A 23,539-nucleotide genomic window follows, 5' to 3' on the forward strand; every position below is an offset into this window, starting at 1 on the left:
GTATGTTTTTCGTTTACTGATATATCAAAAAGCGATCCCATATTAAAAACCAACATTTTTGTGCTATTTTTAAATATGAATAATCAATTCTCTTACTGGGAAAAAACTTCTTTTTTTGATTTTGATATAATTATTGTTGGAAGCGGAATTGTGGGTTTAAATGCGGCTATTCATCTTAAAACATCATCACCGAAATTAAAAATAGCGATATTAGAAAGCGGCTTTTTGCCATCAGGTGCAAGCACAAAAAATGCTGGTTTTGCTTGCTTTGGAAGCATTTCTGAACTGATAGAACAAGAAAGTATTTGCGGTACTGGTGCACTTGCTGATTTAATCGAAAAACGCTGGAAAGGATTGCAAAAATTAAGAGGCATTTTAGGCGATGATATAATTGATTATAAACAATTAGGTGGTTTTGAATTATTCAAGCCCGATGATAAAATTTTGTCTACTGATTGTGTAGTTAAAATTGAACATTACAACAAATTAATACAGCCAATAATTGGTTCTGAAGCATTTAAAGTAAATAACAGTAAGATAAAAACCTTTGGTTTTAATGGTGTAGAAAGTATTATAGAAAACCGATATGAAGCCCAAATAGATACTGGTAAAATGATGTTTGCTCTGATTCAATACGCCCAGCAATTGGGTATTTCTATTTTTAATAGTTGCGAAGTTGAGGAAATTTCGACTGACGAAAACAGACCTTTTGTAAAAACGAGGCAAGGCAATTTTAGGGGCGATAAGGTAATTGTAACTACAAATGCTTTCGTTAATAAATTGATTCCTGGTTTAGATGTAATACCCGGTAGAGGACAGGTTTTGGTTACCAAGCCGATTAAAAATTTAAAAATTGCCGGTACTTTTCATTATGATAAAGGTTATTATTATTTCAGAAATATTAATGATAGAATTTTACTCGGTGGCGGAAGAAATCTCGATTTTAAAACAGAAGAAACAACTGAGTTAGGCTTAACAGCGAAAGTTCAGGATACTTTATATAATCTATTAAAGGAAGTTATTTTAACAAGTGTTGATTTTGAAATAGATTATCAATGGAGTGGTATTATGGCTTTTGGAAAAAATCTCTCGCCAATAATAACTGAAACCACATCAAATGTTTTCTGTGCAGTTAGGTGTAATGGTATGGGCGTTGCTATGGGTAGCCAAACCGGAGCTGATGTTGCTGATTTGGTTTTGAAAAGTTAATATCCTGATGTTCTTTTTTGAGTGAGGTATTTATCATTTTTTCCTTTTCTAAAAAGATCAAATGTTTCGGTTATAAATTTAGCTATAAGTGGACTGTATTCTTTATCTGGCGAATTTAATTGAATTGTATTTGTGATATTTCCTTCAATAATATCAATTTTGAGTGAGGTTCCATCAAGAATTGATCTTGTATCTTCTGGTATCTTTCCTTTAGAAAATTTTATAACATCACTAATCAAGTTCGAATATGCTTCATATTTATTAATAGAAAGCTGTAGGCTGTCTTTTGTATAAATGTAATATTGCTTAAATATTTCTCCCAATCTGTCAAGATATTTTTGGCTAACCGCTCCTGTACTTTCTTCATAAATATATGATTTCGGTCCATTGTTTAAAGCAATGTAATCCTTATCATATTTTACCTTTGAAGACAAACTATCCTGAATTTTGTAAGAAACTTCAATGATGTTTTTGTCTTTCTTAATATTTAAATAAAAAACATTTAAGCTTACTGTAGTAACTCCAAAAACCTTAATTTCCTGCCTTTCTTGTGCAAGAAGAATTGATGGAAAAAATAGTATAAACATTAGAAATTTACAACTCATATCATCTATTTAAACACAATCGTTTTATTTCCGCTTACAAAAACCCGGTTTTCAAAGATTAGTTCCAGTGCTTCTAAAAGTACTTTTTTCTCAATTTCTTTTCCGGCTCTAACCATTTCCTTTACCCCAAAATTATGATCGACATGCGTTGTGTGTTGGGTAATTATCGGACCTTCATCTAAATTATCAGTAACGAAATGAGCTGTTGCACCAATAATTTTTACACCACGTTCAAAAGCTTGTTTATAAGGATTTGCACCAATAAATGCTGGCAAAAATGAGTGATGGATATTTATTATTTTTCCTGCGTAGTCCTTTACAAAATCTGGTGATAAAATTCTCATGAACTTTGCCAAAACAATGTAATCAACTTCAAACTGATTGATAACTTCTTTAACTTCTGCTTCAAAAGTGCTTTTATCCTTGTTCTCGTGAGAAATGTAATGATACGGAATACCTAAACTTTCTGTAAAATCTTTTAAGCCTTCATAATTGCCAATTACGCACTTAACATTTGCTCCGAGTGTTTTAAATTGATTTTTTACCAGAATTTCTGCAAGGCAATGATATTCTTTTGTGACCAAAACAGCAATTTGCTTCTCTGCGTGATTTATCAAGCTTACTTCAGAAGAATCTGGTAAATTTTCGAGCAGTTTTTCTTCTAATTTTTTTGGTTCATCTAAATCTCCGGTGCAAGCGATACGAGTAAAAAAAGCTTTGTTTGCTTCATCAACAAATTCTCGCATGGCTACGATATTTAGCTGGTGCGCCGCTAAAACACGGGTAATGTTTGTTACCAAGCCAACTTTATCTGGACAAGAAATTAAGATTGTTAATTCGCTCATTATTAATTCTGAAAATCAATAATAATAAAAGTAAGCCACAGATTAGCAGATTAAGAATTTTTAAAAGCAAAAGATCATCAAATATTAAATGGATCAAAGCAAATTATTTTGGTAAAACAGTTTTATATTTCGATTTTTACTAAAAAAATTATCATTATGGAAGTTGCTGGTATTGCGTTGCTAATTGTTATTTTGATTGTTTTAGTGCTATTATTTCTAAAGAAACCACAATCTGGAATATCCTTAATTTCTGTTGAGGACTTTGAAAAATTAAAATCTGAAAACGAAGTATTAAAAATTAGCCTGGCTAAGGCTGATGAACGTGCTTCTAATTTATCAACAGAAAAAGAACACATCACCACATTACTAAAGCAAGAACAACAGCGATTAATAGATGAATTGCAAATAGAACGTGATAGATTAGCCGATGCGAACCGAGAACTAGAAGGAACACGTTCTTTCTATCAGGCAGAAAAGGAAAAGCTTGCAGACCAAAAAGCAAGTTTGGAGCAAAGTCAAGAGAAATTTAACAAAGATTTTGAGCTGATTGCCAATAAAATTTTAGAGGAGAAATCCATCCGTTTTGTTGAACAGAACAGAACAAATTTAGATTTGATTTTAAATCCGTTGAAAGAAAACATAAAGGCTTTTGAGGAAAAAGTTGAAAAGGTTTACAAAGCCGAATCTGATGAACGAAACATTTTAAAGGGCGTAATTTCTGAACTTCAAATACAGAGTAAATTAATACAGGAAGATGCTAATAACTTAACCAAAGCCTTGAAAGGCGATAGTAAAAAGCAAGGAAATTGGGGAGAGGTTATTTTAGAAAAGGTTTTAGAACGCTCGGGTTTGGTTCGAGATCAGGAATATCGCATTCAAGCTTCGCTAGTATCCGCCGAAGGCGGTCGCTACCAACCGGATGTGGTTATTGATTTGCCAGATGGTAAACATCTTGTGGTTGATGCTAAGGTGAGTTTGGTGGCTTATGAGCGTTCTGTATCGGCAGAAACTGATGAAGAGCGTGAAGGCTATGTAAAACAGCATTTAGCTTCGATTAAGAATCACATTCAGGAATTGTCTGCAAAAAACTATCAGGATTTGTATAAAATCAATTCTCCCGATTTTGTGCTGCTATTTGTACCGATAGAATCCTCTTTTAGTATTGCGGTTCAAAAAGATGCAGAACTTTTCAATTTTGCATGGGATAGAAAAGTGGTTATTGTTAGTCCATCAACTTTGTTGGCAACTCTACGCACTATTGCAAGTATGTGGATACAGGAAAGACAGAATAGAAACGTGCTCGAAATTGCCAGGTTAAGTGGTAGTATGTACGATAAGTTTGTCGGCTTTATTTCGGATATGGAATCTATAGGTAAACACATCAAAAATGGCCAGGATGCATATGATAAAGCCATAAATAAACTATCAGACGGTTCTGGAAATCTGGTAAATACCTCAGAAAAAATAAAAAAACTTGGGGCTAAAGCGACAAAGCAAATTGATGGGAAGTATTTAGAAGATGAGTAAGCTTGTTTCGTTCGGTGAGGACATCAACCGATAGAAAAAGGAGGAATAATATGAAAATTCGTCTTTGCGAGGCACGAAGCAAAAGTTAGTAATCTAAATTAACAACATCATGAGCCACAATTATTTTGTTTATATCTTAACAAATAAAAGTAGAACGGTAATTTATACCGGTGTCACTAATGATTTAGCAATTAGGTTACAACAACATATTGAAGGCAAAAATAAATTTTCATTCACTAAAAAGTACAATTGTCATTATCTTATCTTTTTTGAAAGACACCAATACATTGAACATGCTATTGAAAGAGAAAAAGAAATAAAAGGTTGGAGTCGAGCTAAAAAGAATGCATTAATCGAACTTGAAAATCCACATTGGATTTTTTTTAATGATAGTATTTTCATCGTCGAATAATTTAAGACTATTCTTAATCAAAAAGTCATTCTCAACTGTTTGTCATTCCGAGGTACGAGGAATCTCCAAGCGATGAAAAACTAACGTTAATGTAACCACAACACATCGTTCGGTGCTTGTACTAATTCAGTGCAAATCTGATACAGATTCATCGCTATGCTCTGAATGACAAAGCATAGCGTATAAATATCTTTTCTACTTATTAAAAGCATTCCAGCCTTGTGCTTTCAACTCGTGTACATTATCTGATTTTGAAACCATTTTACAGCCTGAATTCTTATCTGTAACATGACCGATAACGGTTATATCTACATCGTGTTTCAGTTTTTTGTAGTCATCCTGACTGATGGTAAACAATAATTCATAATCTTCACCACCACTTAAAGCACAAACTGTTGGATCTAATCCTAACTCGCGGGCAGTTTCATAAGTCATTGGGTCTAGCGGAATTTTTTCCTCGTATATAGTAATTCCTTTATCGCTTTGCGTTGCAAGATGTAAAATTTCAGAAGCTAAACCATCCGAAACATCAATCATCGAAGTAGGTTTAATATTCATATCCTCTAGTAAAGCTACAATATCCATCCTTGCCTCCGGTTTTAACTGTCTTTCGATGATATAATCTTTTCCTTCCAAATCTGGCTGAATTTGCGGATTTTCAAGGTAGATTAATTTTTCTCTTTCTAAGATTTGTAAGCCTACATAAGCGCCACCTAAATCGCCAGAAACACAAAGTAAATCATTCTCCTGTGCGCCATTTCTGTACACAACTTTATCAGCATCAACATAACCAATACTTGTAACGCTGATTACCAAACCTTGTTTACTTGACGATGTATCGCCACCGATTAAATCGATATTGTACTTATTACAAGCCAACTCAATACCTTTATAAATTTCTTCAACAGCCTCTAAAGGGAATTTGCTTGATAAACCTATTGAAACAGTAATTTGGCTTGCTTTACCGTTCATTGCATAGATATCGCTCAAATTTACCTGAACAGCTTTGTAGCCCAAATGCATTAAAGGCACATAAGCCAAATCGAAATGAATGCCTTCCAACAATAAATCTGTTGAAATTAAGGTTTGTTTTCCTTTTGCATCTAAAACTGCAGCATCATCTCCTATTCCTTTTACCGAGTATTCATTTTTTATTTTAAAATTAGTTGTTAAGTGCTTAATTAAGCCAAATTCACCTAATTCGTTTATATCTGTGCGTTCTTTATTTTCAAACATATTTTTACTTTTTGCAATAAAAGGGCGAAGCCCCCGATTTTATTTTTTTTTTAGTGCTACTGAAATAAATTCAGCTATGTGAACTTAACTATTACTTTCCATCCAGTTTTTACCTTCTGTAAATCTGGCTATTAACATAGCAGCTACGTTGTCTCCCGTAGCATTTAATAAAGTAGCCATCGGATCTACCAATGTACCAATTATCATTGCCGGTGGTAAAGCTTCGGGCGGCAGTTGATAGGCCGAAATCATTAATAACTCGCCAATATAACCTCCATTTGGTATTCCGCCTTCAACAATACTTACCAAAACAGTAATTCCTAAAGCCAAAAGAATGGTATCAATACTTGTTAAATCTTTACCAAAGATTGCAAAAACAACCGCTATTTTAACTATTGAACTTATACTTGATCCATCTTTATGCAAGGTTGAACCTAACGGGATAGTAACATTTGTAATATAAGCCGGAACACCCATTTTTCTGGCACCTTCGAGATTTGCAGGTATAGTTGCAATACTGCTACACGTTCCAACTGACGTTAGTGATGGCACAATATTATTTTTCCAAAATACTTTTATAGCCTTAAAACCTCCGGCAATAAATGCGAATAAGGTAAAAAATACGATAAAATAAAATGCACCAACACCATAATACAATCCTAAAGCTTTAGCATAAGTACCAAAAAGTTGCGGTCCGAATACACCAACCTGATATGCAAAATAAGCACCTAAACCGATTGGTCCTAACTTCATTATCAGGATGATAAGCTTTTTCATTACTTCATTTCCTGAAACTAAAAAGTTCTTAAAACCATCACCTTCTTTTCCAGAATATAAAGTTGAAAATCCAACTAAAACGGAGAAGATAATTAATGCAAGCATGTTTTTACGACTACCTATTTCATAAAATTCACCAACTGTTAAAAGTTGTGTCATCTGCTCTCCAAATGATTGAATTTTCTCGTTCTCTAACGGTAAAGTATTATTTCCAAGTTCCTGATGAATAGGAAAAATCCATGTTGCTACTAAGGTTAATAACGCAGAAATCAACACTGTTGATAAGAAAACAAGTACCATAATGGTGAGCAGTTTTCCTAGTTTTTTTGATCTATCAATATTCGCGATTGCAGAAGAAACTGCAAAAAATACCAATGGAATTACTGCTGTAAATAACAAATTCAAAAATATATCACCTAGTGGTTTTATACTTTCAACACTTTTCCCAAAAATTAAACCAACAATACTACCAACGGTTATACCGAGTAGCAGCCAAAGCAAGCCAGAATAGTTTTTTAGAATTTCTGTTATTTTCATATCATTATTTTTCCGTCATTGCGAGGTACGAAGCAATCCTACAACGTTCGCTATTCATAAAACCCAAAGCTTTACGATTGCTTCGTGCCTCGCAATGACGACTTTCTTTATTACAATCCTAATTCTGCTGAAATATCCAACATTCTTTGAATTGGTTTACGAGCTTGCTCTATAATATGTTCAGGCACAGTTACTTCTGGAGAACAATTTTTAATACATAAATATAGTTTTTCTAAAGTATTTCGCTTCATGTATGGGCAATCGTTACATGCACAACTATTATTCGGCGGCGCCGGAATAAATGTTTTATCCGGACAAGCTTTTTCCATCTGGTGGATAATTCCACTTTCAGTTGCCACGATAAATTCTGTAGCCGGATTACTGATTGCATATTTCAAAAGTCCTGTGGTAGAACCAACGTAATCCGCCATATTCAAAACCACTTCTTCACATTCCGGATGTGCAATAAATTTAGCATTCGGATGGCGTTCTTTTAGTTTTGTAATTTTTTCCTGAGAAAAAATCTCATGAACCATACATGCTCCATTCCATAAAACTAAATCTCTACCAGTTTTCTTGGCAACATAAGCTCCCAAATTTCTATCCGGACCAAAAATAATTTTCTGGTCTTTAGGTAAACTTTCTACAATTTGAACTGCATTAGTGCTGGTACAAACAATATCACTTAAAGCCTTCAACTCAGCTGTACAATTTACATAGGTAATTACCAGATGATCAGGATATTTCTCCTTAAACTTTCTAAACAAATGTGGTGGACAACTATCCGCCAACGAACATCCAGCCTTTACATCAGGTAATAAAACCTTTTTATTTGGTGATAAAATCTTTGCAGTTTCTGCCATAAAATGCACTCCTGCAAATACAATTACATCTGCATCTGTTTTAGCTGCTTCCTGAGATAAGCCTAAACTATCTCCAATATAATCTGCTATATCCTGAATATCAGGCTCTTGATAATAATGAGCCAGAATAATCGCATTTTTCTCTTTTTTTAATTTTTCTATTTCTGCAAATAAATCAAGTGTCGGGTCAATATCTTCCTCAACAAATCCTTTGATATTTATTTCTTCTAAGGTATCCATCATCTTTAACAATTTTTTATTTGGTTTTGAAGCTTGCTCAAAGATAGCAGTTTCCACACTTCAATAATTAATAAGTTATTTTAAATAAATAAATCTTGTTTGTTTATTAGTGTGTTAGTATTGTTGGCAAGTTTCGTAAAATTATTCTTTTAGATAAGTTGTTAATCGTTTACTAACATTTAGATTACATTTTTGTAATATCATAAGATTGATTTTCAGCATGATCTAAAACAGCCTTAAATTTTATCAATATTGGAATGTTAATTGTTTATAAGTGTGTGAAAAGTTAGTTACTTGTACAAAGGTGCTTAAAAATTGGGTAAAAGATTGTGGCAAATTGTCTTTTTAGAGTAGCTTTAAACATTCAAATTTATTTGTTAGCATAATTTAGACATAGAGTTAACACTTATTCAATATTTGTTAACATAGTGGATAAAGTAAAAGTTTTTATTAATGAGAAAGGTTGATTTTCTGGTAATTGGTTCAGGTATAGCGGGTTTGAGTTTTGCACTTAAAGCTGCAAAGTTTGGTAAGGTTTTAATTGTTACAAAATCTAACGAAGACGAGTCGAATACAAAATACGCTCAAGGTGGTGTTGCTGTTGTTGTTGATAAAGATGATTCTTTTGAAAAACATATAGAAGATACACTGATTGCGGGCGATGGTTTATGCGATAAAAATATTGTGGAAATCGTTGTAAAAGAGGGACCTCAGCGTATTCAAGAGATTATCGATTATGGTATAAACTTCGATAAAGACAACTCTGGTTTTTATGATTTAGCTAAAGAAGGTGGCCATTCAGAACACCGTGTATTGCACTATAAAGACATCACAGGTTACGAAATTGAACGTGTTTTACTACAAGAAATTCACGAGAATCCTAACATAGAGATATTAACACACTACTTTGCATTGGAGTTAATTACCCAGCACCACCTTGGTGAGTTTGTTGATAAACGTACCGAAGATATTAACTGTTACGGTATATATGCCTTTAACACAGAGCTTAACGATGTGGAAAAGATTGTGGCAAACATAACGGTTATGGCTTCTGGTGGTGCCGGACATGTATATTCTGCTACAACAAATCCAGTAATTGCTACCGGCGATGGTATGGCAATGGTTTATCGTGCTAAAGGAAAAGTTAGGAATATGGAGTTTATTCAGTTCCATCCAACCGCTTTATATCATCCAGGAGAGTATCCTTCTTTCTTAATTTCTGAAGCTGTTCGTGGTTTTGGAGGTGTACTTCGTCGTAAAAATGGCGAGGAATTTATGCAAGAATATGATGAACGTAAATCTTTAGCACCTCGTGATATCGTTGCAAGAGCTGTAGATAATGAAATGAAAAAATCTGGTGATGATTTTGTTTTTCTAGACATTACCATGCGGAAGAAAGCTGATATTTTAAAGCATTTCCCTAATATTTATGCAAAGTGTTTATCAATTGGTATTGATATGACTAAAGATTATATACCAGTTACGCCTGCATCTCATTATATGTGTGGTGGTATTTTGGTTGATGAATATGGTCGTTCATCTATTAAAAACCTTTATGCTTGTGGAGAATGTTCTTCAACTGGTTTACATGGAGCAAATCGTTTAGCTTCAAATTCTTTGTTAGAAGCTACAGTTTTTGCGCATAGAATTTATCAGGATGCCATTGAAAATTTTAAGGATAATGTAATTCCTGATAATATACCTGAATGGGATTCTAAAGGTGTTACACAAAGTAATGAAGATATTTTAGTAACGCATAATCTTCGTGAGTTACAAAAAATTATGGGAGATTATGTTGGTATTGTTCGCTCAGATTTTCGTTTAGAAAGAGCCCACAGAAGATTATTTTTAATTCATCAAGAAACAGAAGAGTTTTATAAGAAAAACAAGGTTTCTGTTAAGTTATGCGAGTTAAGAAATGTAATTCAGACAGCTTATTTGGTAATTAAATCTGCTATGCAACGTAAAGAAAGTAGAGGATTACATTTTACTACAGATTATCCAGATCATGCTAAGGAACTAATTGATACTGTATTTTAGTTTGTTGGTTATGGTTTGTTAGTTTTTTAGACTTTACAAATCAGCCGTATATAAACAAAACAACTAAATAGCTAAAAAAAATGAAACAAATTAAATATGCCATTAATACTACCAGTAAAAAATAAATACCCGGAAATAGGAAAAGATAACTTTATTGCAGAAAATGCAACAATTGTTGGAGATGTAATGATTGGTGATAATTGTTCTGTTTGGTTTAATGCGGTGATTAGAGGAGATGTAAACGCAATTACGATTGGTAATGAGTCTAACATCCAAGATGGTGCAGTAATTCATGCTACGTACTTAAAAGCATCAACACATATTGGTAATCGGGTATCTGTTGGGCATAATGCAATTGTGCATGGCTGCACCGTTCAGGATAATGTACTAATTGGTATGGGTGCGATTGTAATGGACAATGCTGTAATTGAAGAGTATTGTATTATTGCTGCAGGATCAGTTGTTTTAGAAAATACAATTTGCGAGAGTGGTTACCTTTATGCCGGAACTCCTGCAAAAAAAATAAAGCCAATTACTGATGAGCAAAAGGCTTTATTGAATAAGTTACCAGATAATTATATCATGTATTCTGGTTGGTTTACTAACCCATAAATTATTCTTTTGGTGGGGGAGGAATAGCTAAGTTATTTTCAATATCCCAGTTTGGTCTTAAAGAAATCTCATCTTTTGAATACCAAATTTTTTCAGGTTGAATTGCAGATTTTACATTTCCTGTATCCCAAATACCATTTTTATTTTCATCATAAACTACTCTTATTAAATACTTGGCTGCCGGATAATTATTAAAATTTAGCTTAATATTTGACCTGATAACGTATGATTTAATCAGTGCTTTTTTATCGTTTAAAATTTCTACAATATAGCTTTTACTTGTGTCTGGAATGGAAACATTTAGTGCCAGGTTTCCATAATTATCTGTAGCATCTAAAGTGAATTTCTTGGTAAACTCTTTATTTTTGGAGTTAAAAATGCCTGTAAAAGCACCAGCTGCAAACTTTATATCGTAATTTCTTTTCGCCTTCCAAGGGAAAGTTATATAGTATTTCAAGAAATCTGTGCTGTCCTTTACTAGCTGAAAATTAGTTCTTTTTATAGAATCATCTAACAAGGTAATTTTTGAAGCATCTGCACCAGTTATAGGGACAGGAAATTTTAATGTATAACGTTGAAATGGATTAAGCTTTCCGGTTCCTGCATTATCCGTTGGTGTTAAATCTCTTGTATAAGTATCTCTTTTCGAACGGCTTAAATTAACAGTTTGCAATATCTTACCTTCATCTTTTATAGCAACTTTTACGGAGTCGAAACTTAAATCATTTAACCAAACTTTAGCTGTATCGTTATTTTTGCTGAATACAACTCTTTTCCCAGCATCAATTGCTGGTGGGTCTGTAACTGTTATTTCTGGTTTTTTAAGCTGCTGTGTAAAGTTTAAGCTAATGCTACCATCCGTATTTATTTTGTTTTCTGTAACTCTAAATTCTGGAGCTAATTCTTTAAAAACAGTAAGATTAATATTCTCTACATTTTTATCAATGGTAACGGGTTCTTTTAAAAAACCAATTTCATCTGTTATTTGCTGATATATTTTATCTCCACCACCTTTAATCTCTTTTAAAGCGTAAACTTTATATTTTCCTTTTCTTAAATTGTTTAATTTATAGTTTCCTGAGCTATCCGTTAATGTGTAAATTGAAGGACGTTTCTTTCCAAAGAGTGTATCTCGTTCTACAGGAAGAATAAAAACAGTTACATCCATTTCATCTTCTCCAGTAAATCCATTTGTTACTTTTCCACTAAGTGATAAAGAGTCAATCTCTGGACCAGTTGAAAAAACGTAAGAGAAGTTTTTTAAAACGTTGCTTTCGTTTATATCGGCAATTGCCTTACCAAAGTTTAAAGTATATGTAGTATTTTTTTCAAGTGTATCCGCTATCGAAATTTCTAAAGCTCGTTTCTTAATTTTTAAAATTGGAGCTTTCTCTAATTCTGGAGAAATTGAAAATTCCTTAGATTCATCAACAATTTTAAAATATTCATCAAATTGAATTACAATTTTTTTAGCATTAAAATTTCTCGTTAAATTTTTCGGAGTCATACTTAAAACCTTCGGCGGTATTTTATCTTGTGGACCTCCAGTTATGGGTTGGGGAGAAGCACAACCTAAAAATTCTAAAATTACCACGAGCGCAATTAAAATTATTAAGTTAAAATACTGAGGTTTTAAATTTGGCATATTTTAAACGTTCTAATAGATTTTTAGTGTTTTTTGAATAATAACATTAAAAAACTTTTTTATTTGATTCTGTCGCTTTATTTAAAGCTGAATATTTTTAAGATAACTTATTGATTATCAGTTATTTATTTATATAAACCATTAAAACTGATATATCTGATGGAGAAACACCTGAAATTCTAGAAGCTTGACCTAAAGTTCTCGGTTTTATCTTAAATAATTTTTCTCGGGCCTCTTTTGAAATGGATACAATTTTATTATAATCAAAATCTGGTTTAATTTCTTTGTCTTCCATCTTTAGCATTTTCGCTACAATTTCATTTTCCTTTTCAAAATAGCTTTCATACTTAATTTTAATTTCGGCTTGTTCAATCGTTTCTTCGTCTAAATCTTTTGTTGCTTCAGCCAAAGGTTTACTAACTTTAATTATATCCTTTAAACCAACATGTGGTCTGCCAATCAAACTATGAATTTTTACATTTTGATTTAATGCACTAGAACCTAAACTTTCTAACATAGGATTAGCATCTCCCATTTCTATTCCCTGGTTTCTGGTAAACTTAACTAAAGCATCAGCAGCTGCAACTTTTTGATTTACCTTTTCTAAACGTTCATCAGAAATTAAACCTAACTGATGACCAATAGGAGAGAGGCGAATATCAGCATTGTCTTGTCTTAATAATAAACGATGCTCTGCTCTTGAAGTAAACATTCTGTATGGCTCTTCGGTACCTTTAGTTACTAAGTCATCAATTAAAACGCCGATGTAACTTTCAGAACGTTTCATGATTAATTCATGCTTATCATTAATTTTTTGATGTGCATTTATACCAGCCATGAAACCTTGACAAGCTGCCTCTTCGTAACCTGTCGTTCCATTTATCTGACCAGCTAAAAATAAATTATTAATTAGTTTGGTTTCTAATGTTAAAGATAATTGGGTAGGTGGGAAGAAATCATACTCTATGGCATAACCTGGTCTAAACATTTTTGCTTGTTCAAAACCTGGAATTAATCGCAAAGCTTTAAATTGAACATCTTCTGGAAGTGATGTTGAAAATCCATTTACATAAATTTCGCAAGTGTTCCATCCTTCTGGTTCTACAAATATTTGATGTCTGTCTCGCTCTGCAAATCTGTTGATTTTATCTTCAATAGATGGGCAATACCTCGGACCTAAACCTTTAATTCTACCAGTAAACATTGGTGATTTTTCGAAGCCTTCTTTTAAAGTTTCGTGTACATCACTATTCGTATAAGTTATCCAGCAACAACGTTGGTCTGTAGAAACAACAGTATCTGTAAATGAAAATTTGCTTTTATCATTATCTCCCCATTGCTCTTCCATTTTGGTATAATCCAAACTTCTTCCATCAACTCGGGGTGGGGTACCGGTTTTCATTCTACCAGCTTCCATACCAAGTTCTACCAACTGTTCTGTAATACCTGTTGATGACTTTTCTGCTGTACGACCGCCTCCGAATTTCTTCTCTCCAATATGGATTATTCCATTTAAAAATGTACCATTTGTAAGGACAACGGCTTTACTTTCTATTTCAATTCCTAGAGATGTTTTAACACCGTAAACGGTATTATCCTTAACTAATAATCCAACGACACTGTCTTGCCACATGTCAAGATTTTGCGTGTTTTCTAAAGCTAACCTCCATTCTTCAGCAAACTTCATTCTATCAATTTGCGCTCTTGGACTCCACATCGCAGGCCCTTTTGATTTATTAAGCATCCTGAATTGAATGGTCGATTTGTCTGATATTATACCAGAATAACCACCCATTGCATCAACCTCACGCACAATTTGCCCTTTTGCAACGCCACCCATTGCTGGATTACAGCTCATTTGAGCTATAGTTCCCATGTTCATGGTAATTAGCAAAACTTTCGATCCTAAGTTGGCAGCAGCAGCAGCAGCTTCGCATCCTGCGTGTCCTGCACCAACAACAATCAAATCATATTTAGAAAACATCGTAATCTTTTTATTAATGTTCCACGTGGAACGTAAATTTTATCTGTTTTAAACAATAATGTTCCACGTGAAACAACGCGGATTATTAAAGTGTATTATTAGTTTTCAGAAAGTTCTAACCATCTAAATGTATATTCATCCAAACGTTTTCTTAAGACTTCTATTTCTTGAGAAACCTCTTGAATTTTTACATAATTAGATGCGTCGATTGAAAGTAAAATATCTGTTAATTTTGCAATCTCAACCTCTGTTTCTTCTATACCTTTCTCACATTCTTCAAGTTCTTTTTGCTCTTTATAACTTAATTTTTTAGTTGCCTTGGCAGGAATATTTTCTGCAATAGGAGCGGGTGCTTTTTTAGATTCAACCTTTTTTGGTTGTTCTAAACTCAATCTATATTCAGAATAATTTCCATTATAAATTTTAACAACACCTTCGCCTTCCATGATAAATAACTGGTCACTCATTTTATCTAACAGATATCTATCGTGAGAAACCAACATTAATATACCTGGAAAATTCTCTAAAAATTCTTCCAAAACATTTAATGTATCAATGTCTAAATCATTTGTAGGCTCATCTAAAATTAAGAAGTTTGGATTCTGCATTAAAACCTTCATCAGGTTCAAACGCTTCTTTTCACCACCACTTAATTTCTCTACCATGCCATGTTGTTTCTTTGGCGGGAAAAGAAAAAGTGTTAATAGGGCAGAAGCAGTAATCACAGAACCATCTGCCATCTTAATATATTCAGCATCCGATTTCACAATATCAATTACTCTTTCTTTCGGATCGAATGTTAAACCGCCTTGTTTATAGTAACCAAAAACTGTCGTTTCTCCAGTATCAACCGTACCTGCGTCGGGGGTTAATTGACTAGTTATAATATTAAGAAGTGTAGATTTGCCTGTTCCATTTTTTCCAGCCAAACCAATTCTATCACCTTTTTTAAAGGTGTAACTAAAATCATTTATAATCTCTCGACCTTCAAAGGCTTTTGCTATATTTTCAAGTTCAATTATCTTTCCACCTTGACGAGACATCTTCATTTGAAGGTTAACAGATTGATTATCAGACTTTTTCTTAGTTTTTTCTTCTAAATCATAAAAAGCATTGATTCTGGCATTAGATTTCGTACCACGAGCCTGCGGCATGCGCCTCATCCACTCTAATTCTTTCTTTAATAGCTGTTGGTTCTTATGTAAAACCGTTGCGTCTAAAGCTTCCCTTTCTGATTTCTTTTCTAAGAAGTAAGCATAATTTCCGTTGTAGTTAAAAATCTTACCTCTATCTAACTCAACAATTGTATTGCAAACATTATCTAAAAAGTATCTATCGTGGGTAACTAAAAGAATTGTTTTTTGTCCAGTAGTTAAAAGTTTTTCTAACCATTCAATCGTATCTATATCTAAATGGTTGGTTGGCTCATCTAAAACTAAAATTTCAGGATCTTCAATCAGTAACTTAGCCAAAGCCAAACGTTTCTTTTGTCCGCCAGAAAGGGTAGATATTTTTTGCTGCAAATGAGTAATGCCCATTCTATTCAAAATGGTCTTAATCTCATGTTCGTATTCCCAGGCATTGTGTTCGCTTAGTTCCTCGTATAAACGATTAAGCGTTTTCTCATCAGGATTCGGGTCTTCAATTAATTCTTCATACTCCTTAATCAACTGTTGTTGTTTATTCTCCAAAGAAAATATATGATCACTAATAGAAAAACCTTCGGTAAATTGTGGCTCCTGATCTAAAAAACCAATTTTAACAGCTTTATTTTTTACAATTTTACCTTCAAGCGGAGGGAATCTTTCTGCTAATAATTTTAAAAGTGTACTCTTACCAGCGCCATTAATTCCAACCAACGCTACACGTTGACCAGAGTTAATACCTAAGGTTAAATTTTTAAATAGCCATTCATCATGATAACCATGACCTAAGCCTTCTGCCGCAATTAGTGTGCTCAATTTCTTTGTGTTTCGAATTTATAAAGGAAAATTGCTACAAAAGTACGGATAAAATATTTGTGAGAATAAATTGTGTTTCTAAAGCATAATTTTAGCGCTAAATATGGCAGAATATTGATTATTAAAAACCACTATAAAACAAAACAGCGGAGGAATCGCTCCGCCGCTGCTTCTATCATTAACTAAAACTAAACTTTATCTTTATTTAGATTATCGTTTCCAATAATTCTAATTTTATATCTTCAAAACGATTTGCGCTGTACACTACAGTTGGAGCTGCGCTTACATTGCTATCAATTGCAGTAAAATCATTCATACCAACCTTTGCCGATGAACTTAAAACCGCATTATAACTTTCAGTATTTCCTTTTAAGTTAAGTGCGCTTGCACCATTAACATTGGTTGTTAAGCTTAAAGTATTTGCAGTAATATCTGCTGTTGCTTTATCATTTAAAACCAAATTAAGGTTTAATAAATTGAAGTTTCCAGCAGTTTTAACAGATGCACTGTTTGATGCCTCGATATTAGTGATGTTATTTACGTGTGCAATAACTGTTAAAGCTTCAGTATTAAAAGAGCTGATTCTTAACTCACCATTTTGCTGTTGCACAAGTGCATTTTTAGTGTAGTAATTATCATAAACCTCAACACTTTCTTTAGCATCTTGAATCAAAATCAATTTCACATTTCCACTGATTTTAATTTTGCTGATGTTTTTTACCGATGTTAAATTTGTGTAGCTATTACCTTTTTCAGCTGCGCTAACGGTTACAGCTGTAGCACCTAAAATAATTGTTGTTAAAGCTGCTGCGAATAAATTTTTAATAGAGTTTTTCATGATTTTTATATTTTAAATTTCTTAAATCCTTTTGTTGTTGTTTGAATATAAGACTGCAATTGGGCAAAAACGTTGCACAGTAAATCGCTGTATTATACCAGATTGGAAATATTATAGACGAACGCCCGTAATTATTAGACGAAACCGAAATAAAAATTGAATTTGGAAAGCAAATTCCTGTGAGGATAGGAGAATGTAGTCCCGCTTTTTGCTACAACAAAAGCTGAAAAAGCTTTTGGTTTACGCTTCAATCGGGTTTAATTAACTGTGGTACAGTAACTTATCTTAACAGTAGCTTTTGCTAGCGTTTTAGGTCATTGCCATGAACTGTTTATCCCGACCATTCGGGAAATCAGTGCTGAAATCTGTATTGGAAAAGCTGAAATGGTATTTACTTATTTAAATTAAGCCAATGTCAGCTCTGTAAGCCAAATACTCATCTTCTTTCTGAGTCATAAGTGTTTTAGCAGCTTTGCCTTTATCTTTATAGCCAAGTAGGTGTAACGTTCCGTGTATCATGATGCGACAAACCTCATCAAAATCGTTAGTTTTGAAAGTTTTAGCATTTTCTTTTACACGCTCTATACTAATAAAGATATCGCTAACAATTTGTTTCTCTTCTTCCGAATTATCGAAAGTGATAATATCAGTGTAAGTATCGTGATTTAAATATTGTTGATTTATACCAAGCAAATATTCATCACTACAGAAAATAAAATTAAGTTCCTGCAGCTTAAACCCCTCTTTTTCGATTGTTGCTTTAATCCACTTCTTAACCTTTAATTTTTGAGGTAAGTTATAGCTTATTGATTCAGTAAAAAAAGAAATTGCAGGCATTTTCGAAGTGTTTAAGGCTGCAAATTTAAGAAATAATAGTTACCCACGAATAGCCGTTTAGAATGAACGATCGTGACCCTGAATTCATTTCAAGGTCTTATATAGAGTAGATGCTGATCCCGAACATTCGGGACAGCATGACGAGCTGGTTTATAATCTATGATAAAAACCTACTTCACCATATTCAAAGATTTCAAATACTCAGCAATCCTGTTTTTATAATAGTAATTTAAGGTTGGAGGTAGCTTTTGCAACACATCACTTCCATTTTGGAATTGCTTTTTATAATCATCAACCATTTTTTTGTACGATGGCGGAAATTCCTTAGCAGCCTTGCTTTCACGTTTATCATCCTCTTCCTGGTCTTTTTCTGCTTTTTCAGCATCAAGTAACTTAACTAAAAGTTCTTTTTGCCTGTTCATCGTTTCTTGCTGAAGCTTTTTGTTAACCAAATCACTTTCAGTTTCCTTCATTTCCTTAATGGCTTCATTTAAGTTTCCAAGTTTGCCTTTGCCATCTTTATTCTCTTCACGATTAATTTTTTCCAAAGCTTGCCTAATCATTTGTTGTTGCTGCGCCATTTTCCCAAACTCCTGACTCATTTCTCCTTTGCCAACAGTGCCCTGATTACCGCCAGATTTTTGCATTTGCTCCTTCGCTTTTTGCATATTCTTATTAAGCTGATCTTGCATTTGCGACAATTGCTTCATCCCTTGTTTCTGCTTTCCTTTTCCACCTTTTGAATTTTTTTGCATGTTTTGCAACTGATTTAAGGCTTCACTTAACATTAAAGAAAGGTTGTTTATCGAGGTCATGGTAAATTGCTGATACCTATTTGCTTCAGGCGTTCTGCGTTCCCCTAAACTTTCCAAACTTTTATCAAGGTTAAAATTGATCTTATTCATTTCCTCGTTTACAGTAGATTCTATTTGAGGAACACGCTTGCTTAAACTATATAAGCTATCAGAAATCGTTTTAAGGTTATCTTTAATATTGCGCTGTTTTTGAACGTTGCTTGTGTAAGATGGATCAGAAGCATTCATTCGTTTTAACGCAAGCATCACTTTTTCCTGATCAAAAGATGTATTCAGCAAATTTTCCAACAATCTTCGCAACTCCTTAGCATTCAGATTGTTCTCCATTTCTTCACCCTGCTGTTGCATTTCACTCATTTTCTGAGCAAGTTTTTCCATCTGTTCCGAAGCTTTTTGCTGTTTTTGGCTTGCAGATTTGCTGTCTTTTTTATCTAAAGCATCTTTGCCATCTTGCTGCTGTTTTTGAATATCCTGTATATCTTTTTCAGGGTTTTCAAAAGGGTTCGGCCGCTCTAACGATTGATTCTTGTCTTCCAGCTTTTTTAAATCATCTTTAATGTCTTTCATCTCCTTATTCAAAGCATCTTGCTTTTGTTTCAGAGATTCATTATCCTGTTTTTTATCAGCTGTTTGCGCCGCAAGCTCTTTTTGTTGCTTCGCCAAATCACTTAATCTATCAATATCGTTTTGCAAATTCTGCTCAAATTCGAGCTGTTTGTAAAGTTCTAAAATTCTATCAAGCTCATTTTTAAGGGTTTTATTATCAAGCTGCATTTTCGATAGTTCGTTTTGCGTTTGATCTTTATTTCGCTCATTCATCAAATTCTGAAGCTTTTGCAAAAGTTCCTTAGTTTTTTCATCCAAAACATTATTAAACAAATCATTAATCTGTTTTTGTTTCTCTTGCAAATCCTGGTTTTCTGCCTGATTTTCTTGTTGTTGCTGTGTGTTTTTCTGATTTAAATCTTTAATCTCTTTAACGGCTTCTTCAAGTTGCTTTTGTTTATCCAACAGCTGTTCAATCTGCTTTTTATCTTCAAAAGAAATCTGTTTTTTATCAATCAAACTTTGAGCAACTTTTTTACTTTCCTTTTCTATCGTTCCGGCTAATCTAATGGCCGATTGCATTTTTTGCTTAAGCGCCTGATTATTAGCATTCGTTTGTTCAGCGGTTTCGCGTTTGGTAAGTTGTTTAAATACTTTTATTTCTGAACGGGTAATTTTTGCGCCATTAACACCATCATTATCAGCAACTTCAAAATAGTATTCTATTTCTTGTCCGGGTTTAGCCGTTACATTTTTTAAATCCCAGAAATAGAAAAAGCTATTTTCAGTAACATTGGTTTTTATCGGAATATTTTTAGAAACCGTGCTAATAATTTTATTGCGTTCTTTAATATTATATTTAAAACTCAATCTGCTAAAGCCGTAATCATCAGATATTTGTCCGCTAAAATACAATGCTTTATTACTTATCGAATCCTTTTTTTCATCAACAGATATAGCCGGAACCTGATCTTTAACCACCGTAATTTGGTGAGAAAGTGAATCCCTTATGGTTACAAAATCGTTCTGTGGCGTAATGCTGTATTTAGCGTTATTCCTAATCGTAGCAATAAAAGAAGCATTGTTATCAGAAACTTTAATTACCTGCTGCTTATCATTTAAGGTAAAAAGAACCGAATTACTTTGTCCGGTTTTAAAGTTCCAGGTTATTTTTGTGCCTTCAGGTAAAAGAATATCGCCAACATTATTAACAGTTTCAGGTTTTTTGCCAAGATAGGCGGGAAAATTTAAAGTAGCCGAAGTATTTAACAATTCCGGGCGAGGTTTAACGCTAACCGTAAATTCAGCCGAGCTGAAACCGCCGCCTTTAAAAATAAGTTTTTTATCGCCCTGAATATTTTTAACGTTATAATTAAATCGGCTAATATTTTCTTTAGTAAGCTTATAAGTATTTTTTCCGTCTTCTACATAAACTTCCGCCGGAAGCTCATCGCCCTCAAGTTTCAAATTAATAGTCAAATCATCACCCTGTGTAACCGTTAAATTTTTGTTTAAAACGGTAAAATTAAAAGGTGCTTTAGGCGCAATGTATTCATCATATTTAAAAAAACTATTTGTGCCTTCCTTTAAAATTGTTGGCGCTAAAACAGCTATCAATAAAATAATCGATAAAGGAATAAATAAATATTTAAGGTATTTTCTGTTATCGTTAATTCGTACTGCGGTACTGAAAGGAACCGGTTTTAAATCAAAAATTTTCTGGTCTATACTCGCCAGAATAAGTTTGTTCTCGGGTAAATTTTCAGATAATCTATGCAGCTGAAGCGTATTCAGAAGTTTATCCTTAATGTCGCTAAAATGGTTGCCAATAATTACCGAAGCTTCATCAAAAGACAAATGCTTGCCTAACTTAAGCATTGCAAGCAAAGGTTTAATAATCAGCAAACCAATTATAACAATGGCAACTATCAAAAACGAGAAGAAAACAAAAGTTTTAAACCCTGCACCGGGATTCAAATAGTAAAGACCTATAAAAATGAGCACATATAGAGCAAGCAAAATCGCCGCACAATAAATGCTTCCCCGTAAAATTTTATTCAAATAAAACTTACGGATAAATTCATCTATTTTTCTGATTAGCTCATTATAGTTATTGCTCACCATATCAACGTAAATGTAAAAATAAATCCAATCAATTGCGCTAAACCACTAATATGGTAACGCGAATAATATAATTTGTTTATTAGTTGCTCTATTTTTATTTGAAAATGAAGGTTTCAGCATTTCATAGCAGTTTAAGCCCCGCTTTTTGCTCCAATAAAGCAGAAAAAGCTTTTTATTTCCGCTACAATCGGGTTTATTTAACAACGGTTTTTCGCAATAGCATGGTTGTCAAAAAATAATTGATTAATACTATGGTTACACAAAACTTAACTAACTTTAACTACAAACCCATACTTTTGGGTCAAAAAAATCGTCAAAATCAGATATGAAACGAATATTTATTTCAGCCTTTATGGTATTCATCTTTACAGCCTCTTTCGCACAAAAATTTAACTGGAACAAAAATCAGGTAATTGCACACCGCGGTGCCTGGAAAAAGAATAAACTGCCAGAAAATTCTATTGCAGCATTAAATGAGGCTGTTCGCTTAGGTTGTTATGGTTCTGAGTTTGATGTTTGGATGACTGCAGATGGCGTTTTAGTTGTAAATCACGATCCTGAATTTCAGGGATTGAAAATTGAAACGGTTAAATACGAGGAGTTATTAACCAAAACCATGAGCAATGGCGAGAAAATTCCAACTTTAGAAAGCTATCTGCAAGCCGGAAAGAAGCAAAAAACCACAAAGCTAATTTTAGAAATAAAACCATCACTAATTAGCAAAGAACGCGGAATTGAAGTAACAAACAAATGCGTTGAAATGGTAAAAAAACTAAAAGTTACAGACTGGACAGAATACATCAGTTTCGATTACGATTATTGTAAACGTGTTTTAGAATTGCTCCCAAAAGCAAAAGTTGCATATTTAAGAGGTGATGTTAGCGCCGAGCAAATGAAAGCTGATAAATTAACAGGTGCAGATTACCATTACAGCGTTTACCAAAAAGATAACTGGATAGAAAATGCACAGAAACTAGGCTTAACTGTAAACGCTTGGACAGTAAATACTGCTCCAGAAATGCAATGGTTATTGGCTCATAATGTAGAATTTATTACAACCAACGAACCAGAATTACTTTTTGAAGAATTGAAGAAAACACCTGTATCAAAAGGTTGGAAACTTAAATGGAGCGATGAATTTAACGATGCAGGACTTCCTTTGGCAAAAAACTGGTCTTACAATATTGGCGGCAAAGGCTGGGGAAATAACGAGCTGCAATATTACACCGATGCAGATAGTGCAAATGCTATTGTTAAAAAGGGCAACTTAAATATTACCGCTTTAAAAGCCGAAAAGGAGGGAAATAAATATACTTCTGCTCGTTTGGTTACTAAAGGTAAATTCGATTTTAAATATGGTAGGGCAGAAGCCCGTATGATTTTACCAAAAGGCAGAGGTTTATGGCCGGCGTTTTGGGGTTTATCAACCGATGGAAAATATGGTGGCTGGCCAAAAAGCGGCGAAATAGACATTATGGAGCACGTTGGTTACGATCCGGATAGCGTACACGGAACCGTACATACAGAAAAATTTAATCACATAAAAAATACTCAGGTTGGCAAAGCACTAAAAGTTGCTAACCCTTACACCGAATATCATGTTTACGCGGTTGAGTGGTTTGAAGACAGAATGGATTTCTACATAGATGATCAGAAATATTTAACCTTTAAAAATACCGGCAAAGGCGCAGGCGATTGGCCATTTGACCAAAACTTCCACTTAATTTTAAATTTGGCCGTTGGTGGCGGCTGGGGTGGTAAAAAAGGAATCGATGAAACCGTTTTCCCGGCGACAATGAAAGTAGATTATGTTAGGGTTTATCAAAAGTAATTGAAAATGTAAATGGATGATGGAAAAGGGATAATGGTGCCTTTCCATCCTCCAT

At 33.6% G+C, this 23,539-nt stretch carries 17 protein-coding genes; 6 read left to right on the top strand and 11 right to left on the bottom strand.

Annotated features, from left to right (window positions below; genetic code table 11):
* Positions 1–75: 75 nt before the first annotated feature.
* Positions 76–1,209, top strand: coding sequence for an NAD(P)/FAD-dependent oxidoreductase (locus ACO05K_RS16975; protein WP_421945607.1), 1,134 nt, complete (start codon positions 76–78; stop codon positions 1,207–1,209).
* Here ACO05K_RS16975 and ACO05K_RS16980 read toward each other — a convergent pair.
* Positions 1,206–1,796, bottom strand: a complete 591-nt coding sequence (locus ACO05K_RS16980; protein WP_421945608.1) for a hypothetical protein — start codon at positions 1,794–1,796, stop codon at positions 1,206–1,208. The genes ACO05K_RS16975 and ACO05K_RS16980 overlap by 4 nt on opposite strands.
* A gap of 23 nt (positions 1,797–1,819) precedes the next feature.
* The gene (gene purU, locus ACO05K_RS16985) at positions 1,820–2,659 is read right to left on the bottom strand and encodes a formyltetrahydrofolate deformylase (RefSeq protein ID WP_421945609.1); all 840 of its coding nucleotides are present in this window, start codon (positions 2,657–2,659) and stop codon (positions 1,820–1,822) included.
* A 156-nt stretch (positions 2,660–2,815) separates the two neighbouring features.
* Between purU and ACO05K_RS16990 the strand changes: the two genes are divergently transcribed.
* A complete protein-coding gene (locus ACO05K_RS16990) occupies positions 2,816–4,186 on the top strand; it encodes a DNA recombination protein RmuC (RefSeq protein ID WP_421945610.1) in 1,371 nt (456 codons plus the stop codon).
* Positions 4,187–4,295: 109 nt separating this feature from the next.
* Positions 4,296–4,598 carry a GIY-YIG nuclease family protein gene (locus ACO05K_RS16995; protein WP_421945611.1) on the top strand — a complete coding sequence of 101 codons (303 nt, stop codon included), beginning with the start codon at positions 4,296–4,298 and terminating at the stop codon, positions 4,596–4,598.
* 195 nt (positions 4,599–4,793) lie between these two features.
* Here ACO05K_RS16995 and thiL read toward each other — a convergent pair whose 3' ends face one another.
* From thiL to nadA, 3 genes are all read right to left on the bottom strand, one after another.
* A complete protein-coding gene (gene thiL / locus ACO05K_RS17000) occupies positions 4,794–5,834 on the bottom strand; it encodes a thiamine-phosphate kinase (protein WP_421945612.1) in 1,041 nt (346 codons plus the stop codon).
* Between the two features lie 84 nt (positions 5,835–5,918).
* Positions 5,919–7,148 carry a dicarboxylate/amino acid:cation symporter gene (locus ACO05K_RS17005; protein WP_421945613.1) on the bottom strand — a complete coding sequence of 410 codons (1,230 nt, stop codon included), beginning with the start codon at positions 7,146–7,148 and terminating at the stop codon, positions 5,919–5,921.
* Positions 7,149–7,258: 110 nt separating this feature from the next.
* Positions 7,259–8,251, bottom strand: coding sequence for a quinolinate synthase NadA (gene nadA, locus ACO05K_RS17010; RefSeq protein WP_421946306.1), 993 nt, complete (start codon positions 8,249–8,251; stop codon positions 7,259–7,261).
* Between the two features lie 453 nt (positions 8,252–8,704).
* Here nadA and nadB point away from each other — a divergent pair, with 453 nt between their 5' ends.
* Both nadB and ACO05K_RS17020 read left to right on the top strand, forming a co-directional pair.
* The gene (nadB, locus tag ACO05K_RS17015) at positions 8,705–10,291 is read left to right on the top strand and encodes an L-aspartate oxidase (protein ID WP_421945614.1); all 1,587 of its coding nucleotides are present in this window, start codon (positions 8,705–8,707) and stop codon (positions 10,289–10,291) included.
* Between the two features lie 96 nt (positions 10,292–10,387).
* Entirely contained in the window at positions 10,388–10,903 is a 516-nt protein-coding gene (locus ACO05K_RS17020; protein ID WP_421945615.1) for a gamma carbonic anhydrase family protein, read from the top strand.
* Between the two features lies 1 nt (position 10,904).
* Here ACO05K_RS17020 and ACO05K_RS17025 read toward each other — a convergent pair whose 3' ends face one another.
* The 6 genes from ACO05K_RS17025 to ACO05K_RS17050 form a co-directional block, all read right to left on the bottom strand.
* Positions 10,905–12,548, bottom strand: a complete 1,644-nt coding sequence (locus tag ACO05K_RS17025; RefSeq protein WP_421945616.1) for an Ig-like domain-containing protein — start codon at positions 12,546–12,548, stop codon at positions 10,905–10,907.
* 121 nt (positions 12,549–12,669) lie between these two features.
* Positions 12,670–14,532 (bottom strand): tRNA uridine-5-carboxymethylaminomethyl(34) synthesis enzyme MnmG, encoded by a 1,863-nt coding sequence (mnmG, locus tag ACO05K_RS17030; RefSeq protein WP_421945617.1) that lies wholly within the window; start codon positions 14,530–14,532, stop codon positions 12,670–12,672.
* A 98-nt stretch (positions 14,533–14,630) separates the two neighbouring features.
* A complete protein-coding gene (locus ACO05K_RS17035; RefSeq protein WP_421945618.1) occupies positions 14,631–16,493 on the bottom strand; it encodes an ABC-F family ATP-binding cassette domain-containing protein in 1,863 nt (620 codons plus the stop codon).
* Positions 16,494–16,698: 205 nt separating this feature from the next.
* The gene (locus ACO05K_RS17040) at positions 16,699–17,331 is read right to left on the bottom strand and encodes a GIN domain-containing protein (RefSeq protein WP_421945619.1); all 633 of its coding nucleotides are present in this window, start codon (positions 17,329–17,331) and stop codon (positions 16,699–16,701) included.
* Positions 17,332–17,730: 399 nt separating this feature from the next.
* On the bottom strand, positions 17,731–18,168 hold the full coding sequence (ybeY, locus tag ACO05K_RS17045; RefSeq protein ID WP_421945620.1) for an rRNA maturation RNase YbeY: 438 nt from the start codon (positions 18,166–18,168) through the stop codon (positions 17,731–17,733).
* A gap of 170 nt (positions 18,169–18,338) precedes the next feature.
* Complete coding sequence (locus ACO05K_RS17050; protein ID WP_421945621.1) at positions 18,339–21,653, bottom strand: DUF4175 family protein; 3,315 nt, start codon at positions 21,651–21,653, stop codon at positions 18,339–18,341.
* A gap of 325 nt (positions 21,654–21,978) precedes the next feature.
* Between ACO05K_RS17050 and ACO05K_RS17055 the strand changes: the two genes are divergently transcribed.
* The gene (locus ACO05K_RS17055; protein ID WP_421945622.1) at positions 21,979–23,484 is read left to right on the top strand and encodes a glycerophosphodiester phosphodiesterase family protein; all 1,506 of its coding nucleotides are present in this window, start codon (positions 21,979–21,981) and stop codon (positions 23,482–23,484) included.
* Positions 23,485–23,539 lie beyond the last annotated feature (55 nt).

It is taken from the genome of Pedobacter sp. (genome assembly GCF_965227205.1).
In the GTDB taxonomy this organism is placed as follows: Bacteria; Bacteroidota; Bacteroidia; order Sphingobacteriales; family Sphingobacteriaceae; genus Pedobacter.

Bases quoted from the DNA above. Each gene is read 5' to 3' on its own strand.
- ACO05K_RS16995 (WP_421945611.1), top strand. From the start codon at position 4,296: ATGAGCCACAATTATTTTGTTTATATCTTAACAAATAAAAGTAGAACG.
- ACO05K_RS17005 (WP_421945613.1), bottom strand. From the start codon at position 7,148: ATGAAAATAACAGAAATTCTAAAAAACTATTCTGGCTTGCTTTGGCTG.
- thiL (WP_421945612.1), bottom strand. From the start codon at position 5,834: ATGTTTGAAAATAAAGAACGCACAGATATAAACGAATTAGGTGAATTT.
- nadB (WP_421945614.1), top strand. From the start codon at position 8,705: ATGAGAAAGGTTGATTTTCTGGTAATTGGTTCAGGTATAGCGGGTTTG.
- ACO05K_RS17055 (WP_421945622.1), top strand. From the start codon at position 21,979: ATGAAACGAATATTTATTTCAGCCTTTATGGTATTCATCTTTACAGCC.
- ACO05K_RS17025 (WP_421945616.1), bottom strand. From the start codon at position 12,548: ATGCCAAATTTAAAACCTCAGTATTTTAACTTAATAATTTTAATTGCG.
- ACO05K_RS17020 (WP_421945615.1), top strand. From the start codon at position 10,388: ATGCCATTAATACTACCAGTAAAAAATAAATACCCGGAAATAGGAAAA.
- ACO05K_RS16980 (WP_421945608.1), bottom strand. From the start codon at position 1,796: ATGTTTATACTATTTTTTCCATCAATTCTTCTTGCACAAGAAAGGCAG.
- nadA (WP_421946306.1), bottom strand. From the start codon at position 8,251: ATGGATACCTTAGAAGAAATAAATATCAAAGGATTTGTTGAGGAAGAT.
- ACO05K_RS16990 (WP_421945610.1), top strand. From the start codon at position 2,816: ATGGAAGTTGCTGGTATTGCGTTGCTAATTGTTATTTTGATTGTTTTA.
- mnmG (WP_421945617.1), bottom strand. From the start codon at position 14,532: ATGTTTTCTAAATATGATTTGATTGTTGTTGGTGCAGGACACGCAGGA.
- purU (WP_421945609.1), bottom strand. From the start codon at position 2,659: ATGAGCGAATTAACAATCTTAATTTCTTGTCCAGATAAAGTTGGCTTG.
- ACO05K_RS17050 (WP_421945621.1), bottom strand. From the start codon at position 21,653: ATGGTGAGCAATAACTATAATGAGCTAATCAGAAAAATAGATGAATTT.
- ybeY (WP_421945620.1), bottom strand. From the start codon at position 18,168: ATGCCTGCAATTTCTTTTTTTACTGAATCAATAAGCTATAACTTACCT.
- ACO05K_RS17040 (WP_421945619.1), bottom strand. From the start codon at position 17,331: ATGAAAAACTCTATTAAAAATTTATTCGCAGCAGCTTTAACAACAATT.
- ACO05K_RS16975 (WP_421945607.1), top strand. From the start codon at position 76: ATGAATAATCAATTCTCTTACTGGGAAAAAACTTCTTTTTTTGATTTT.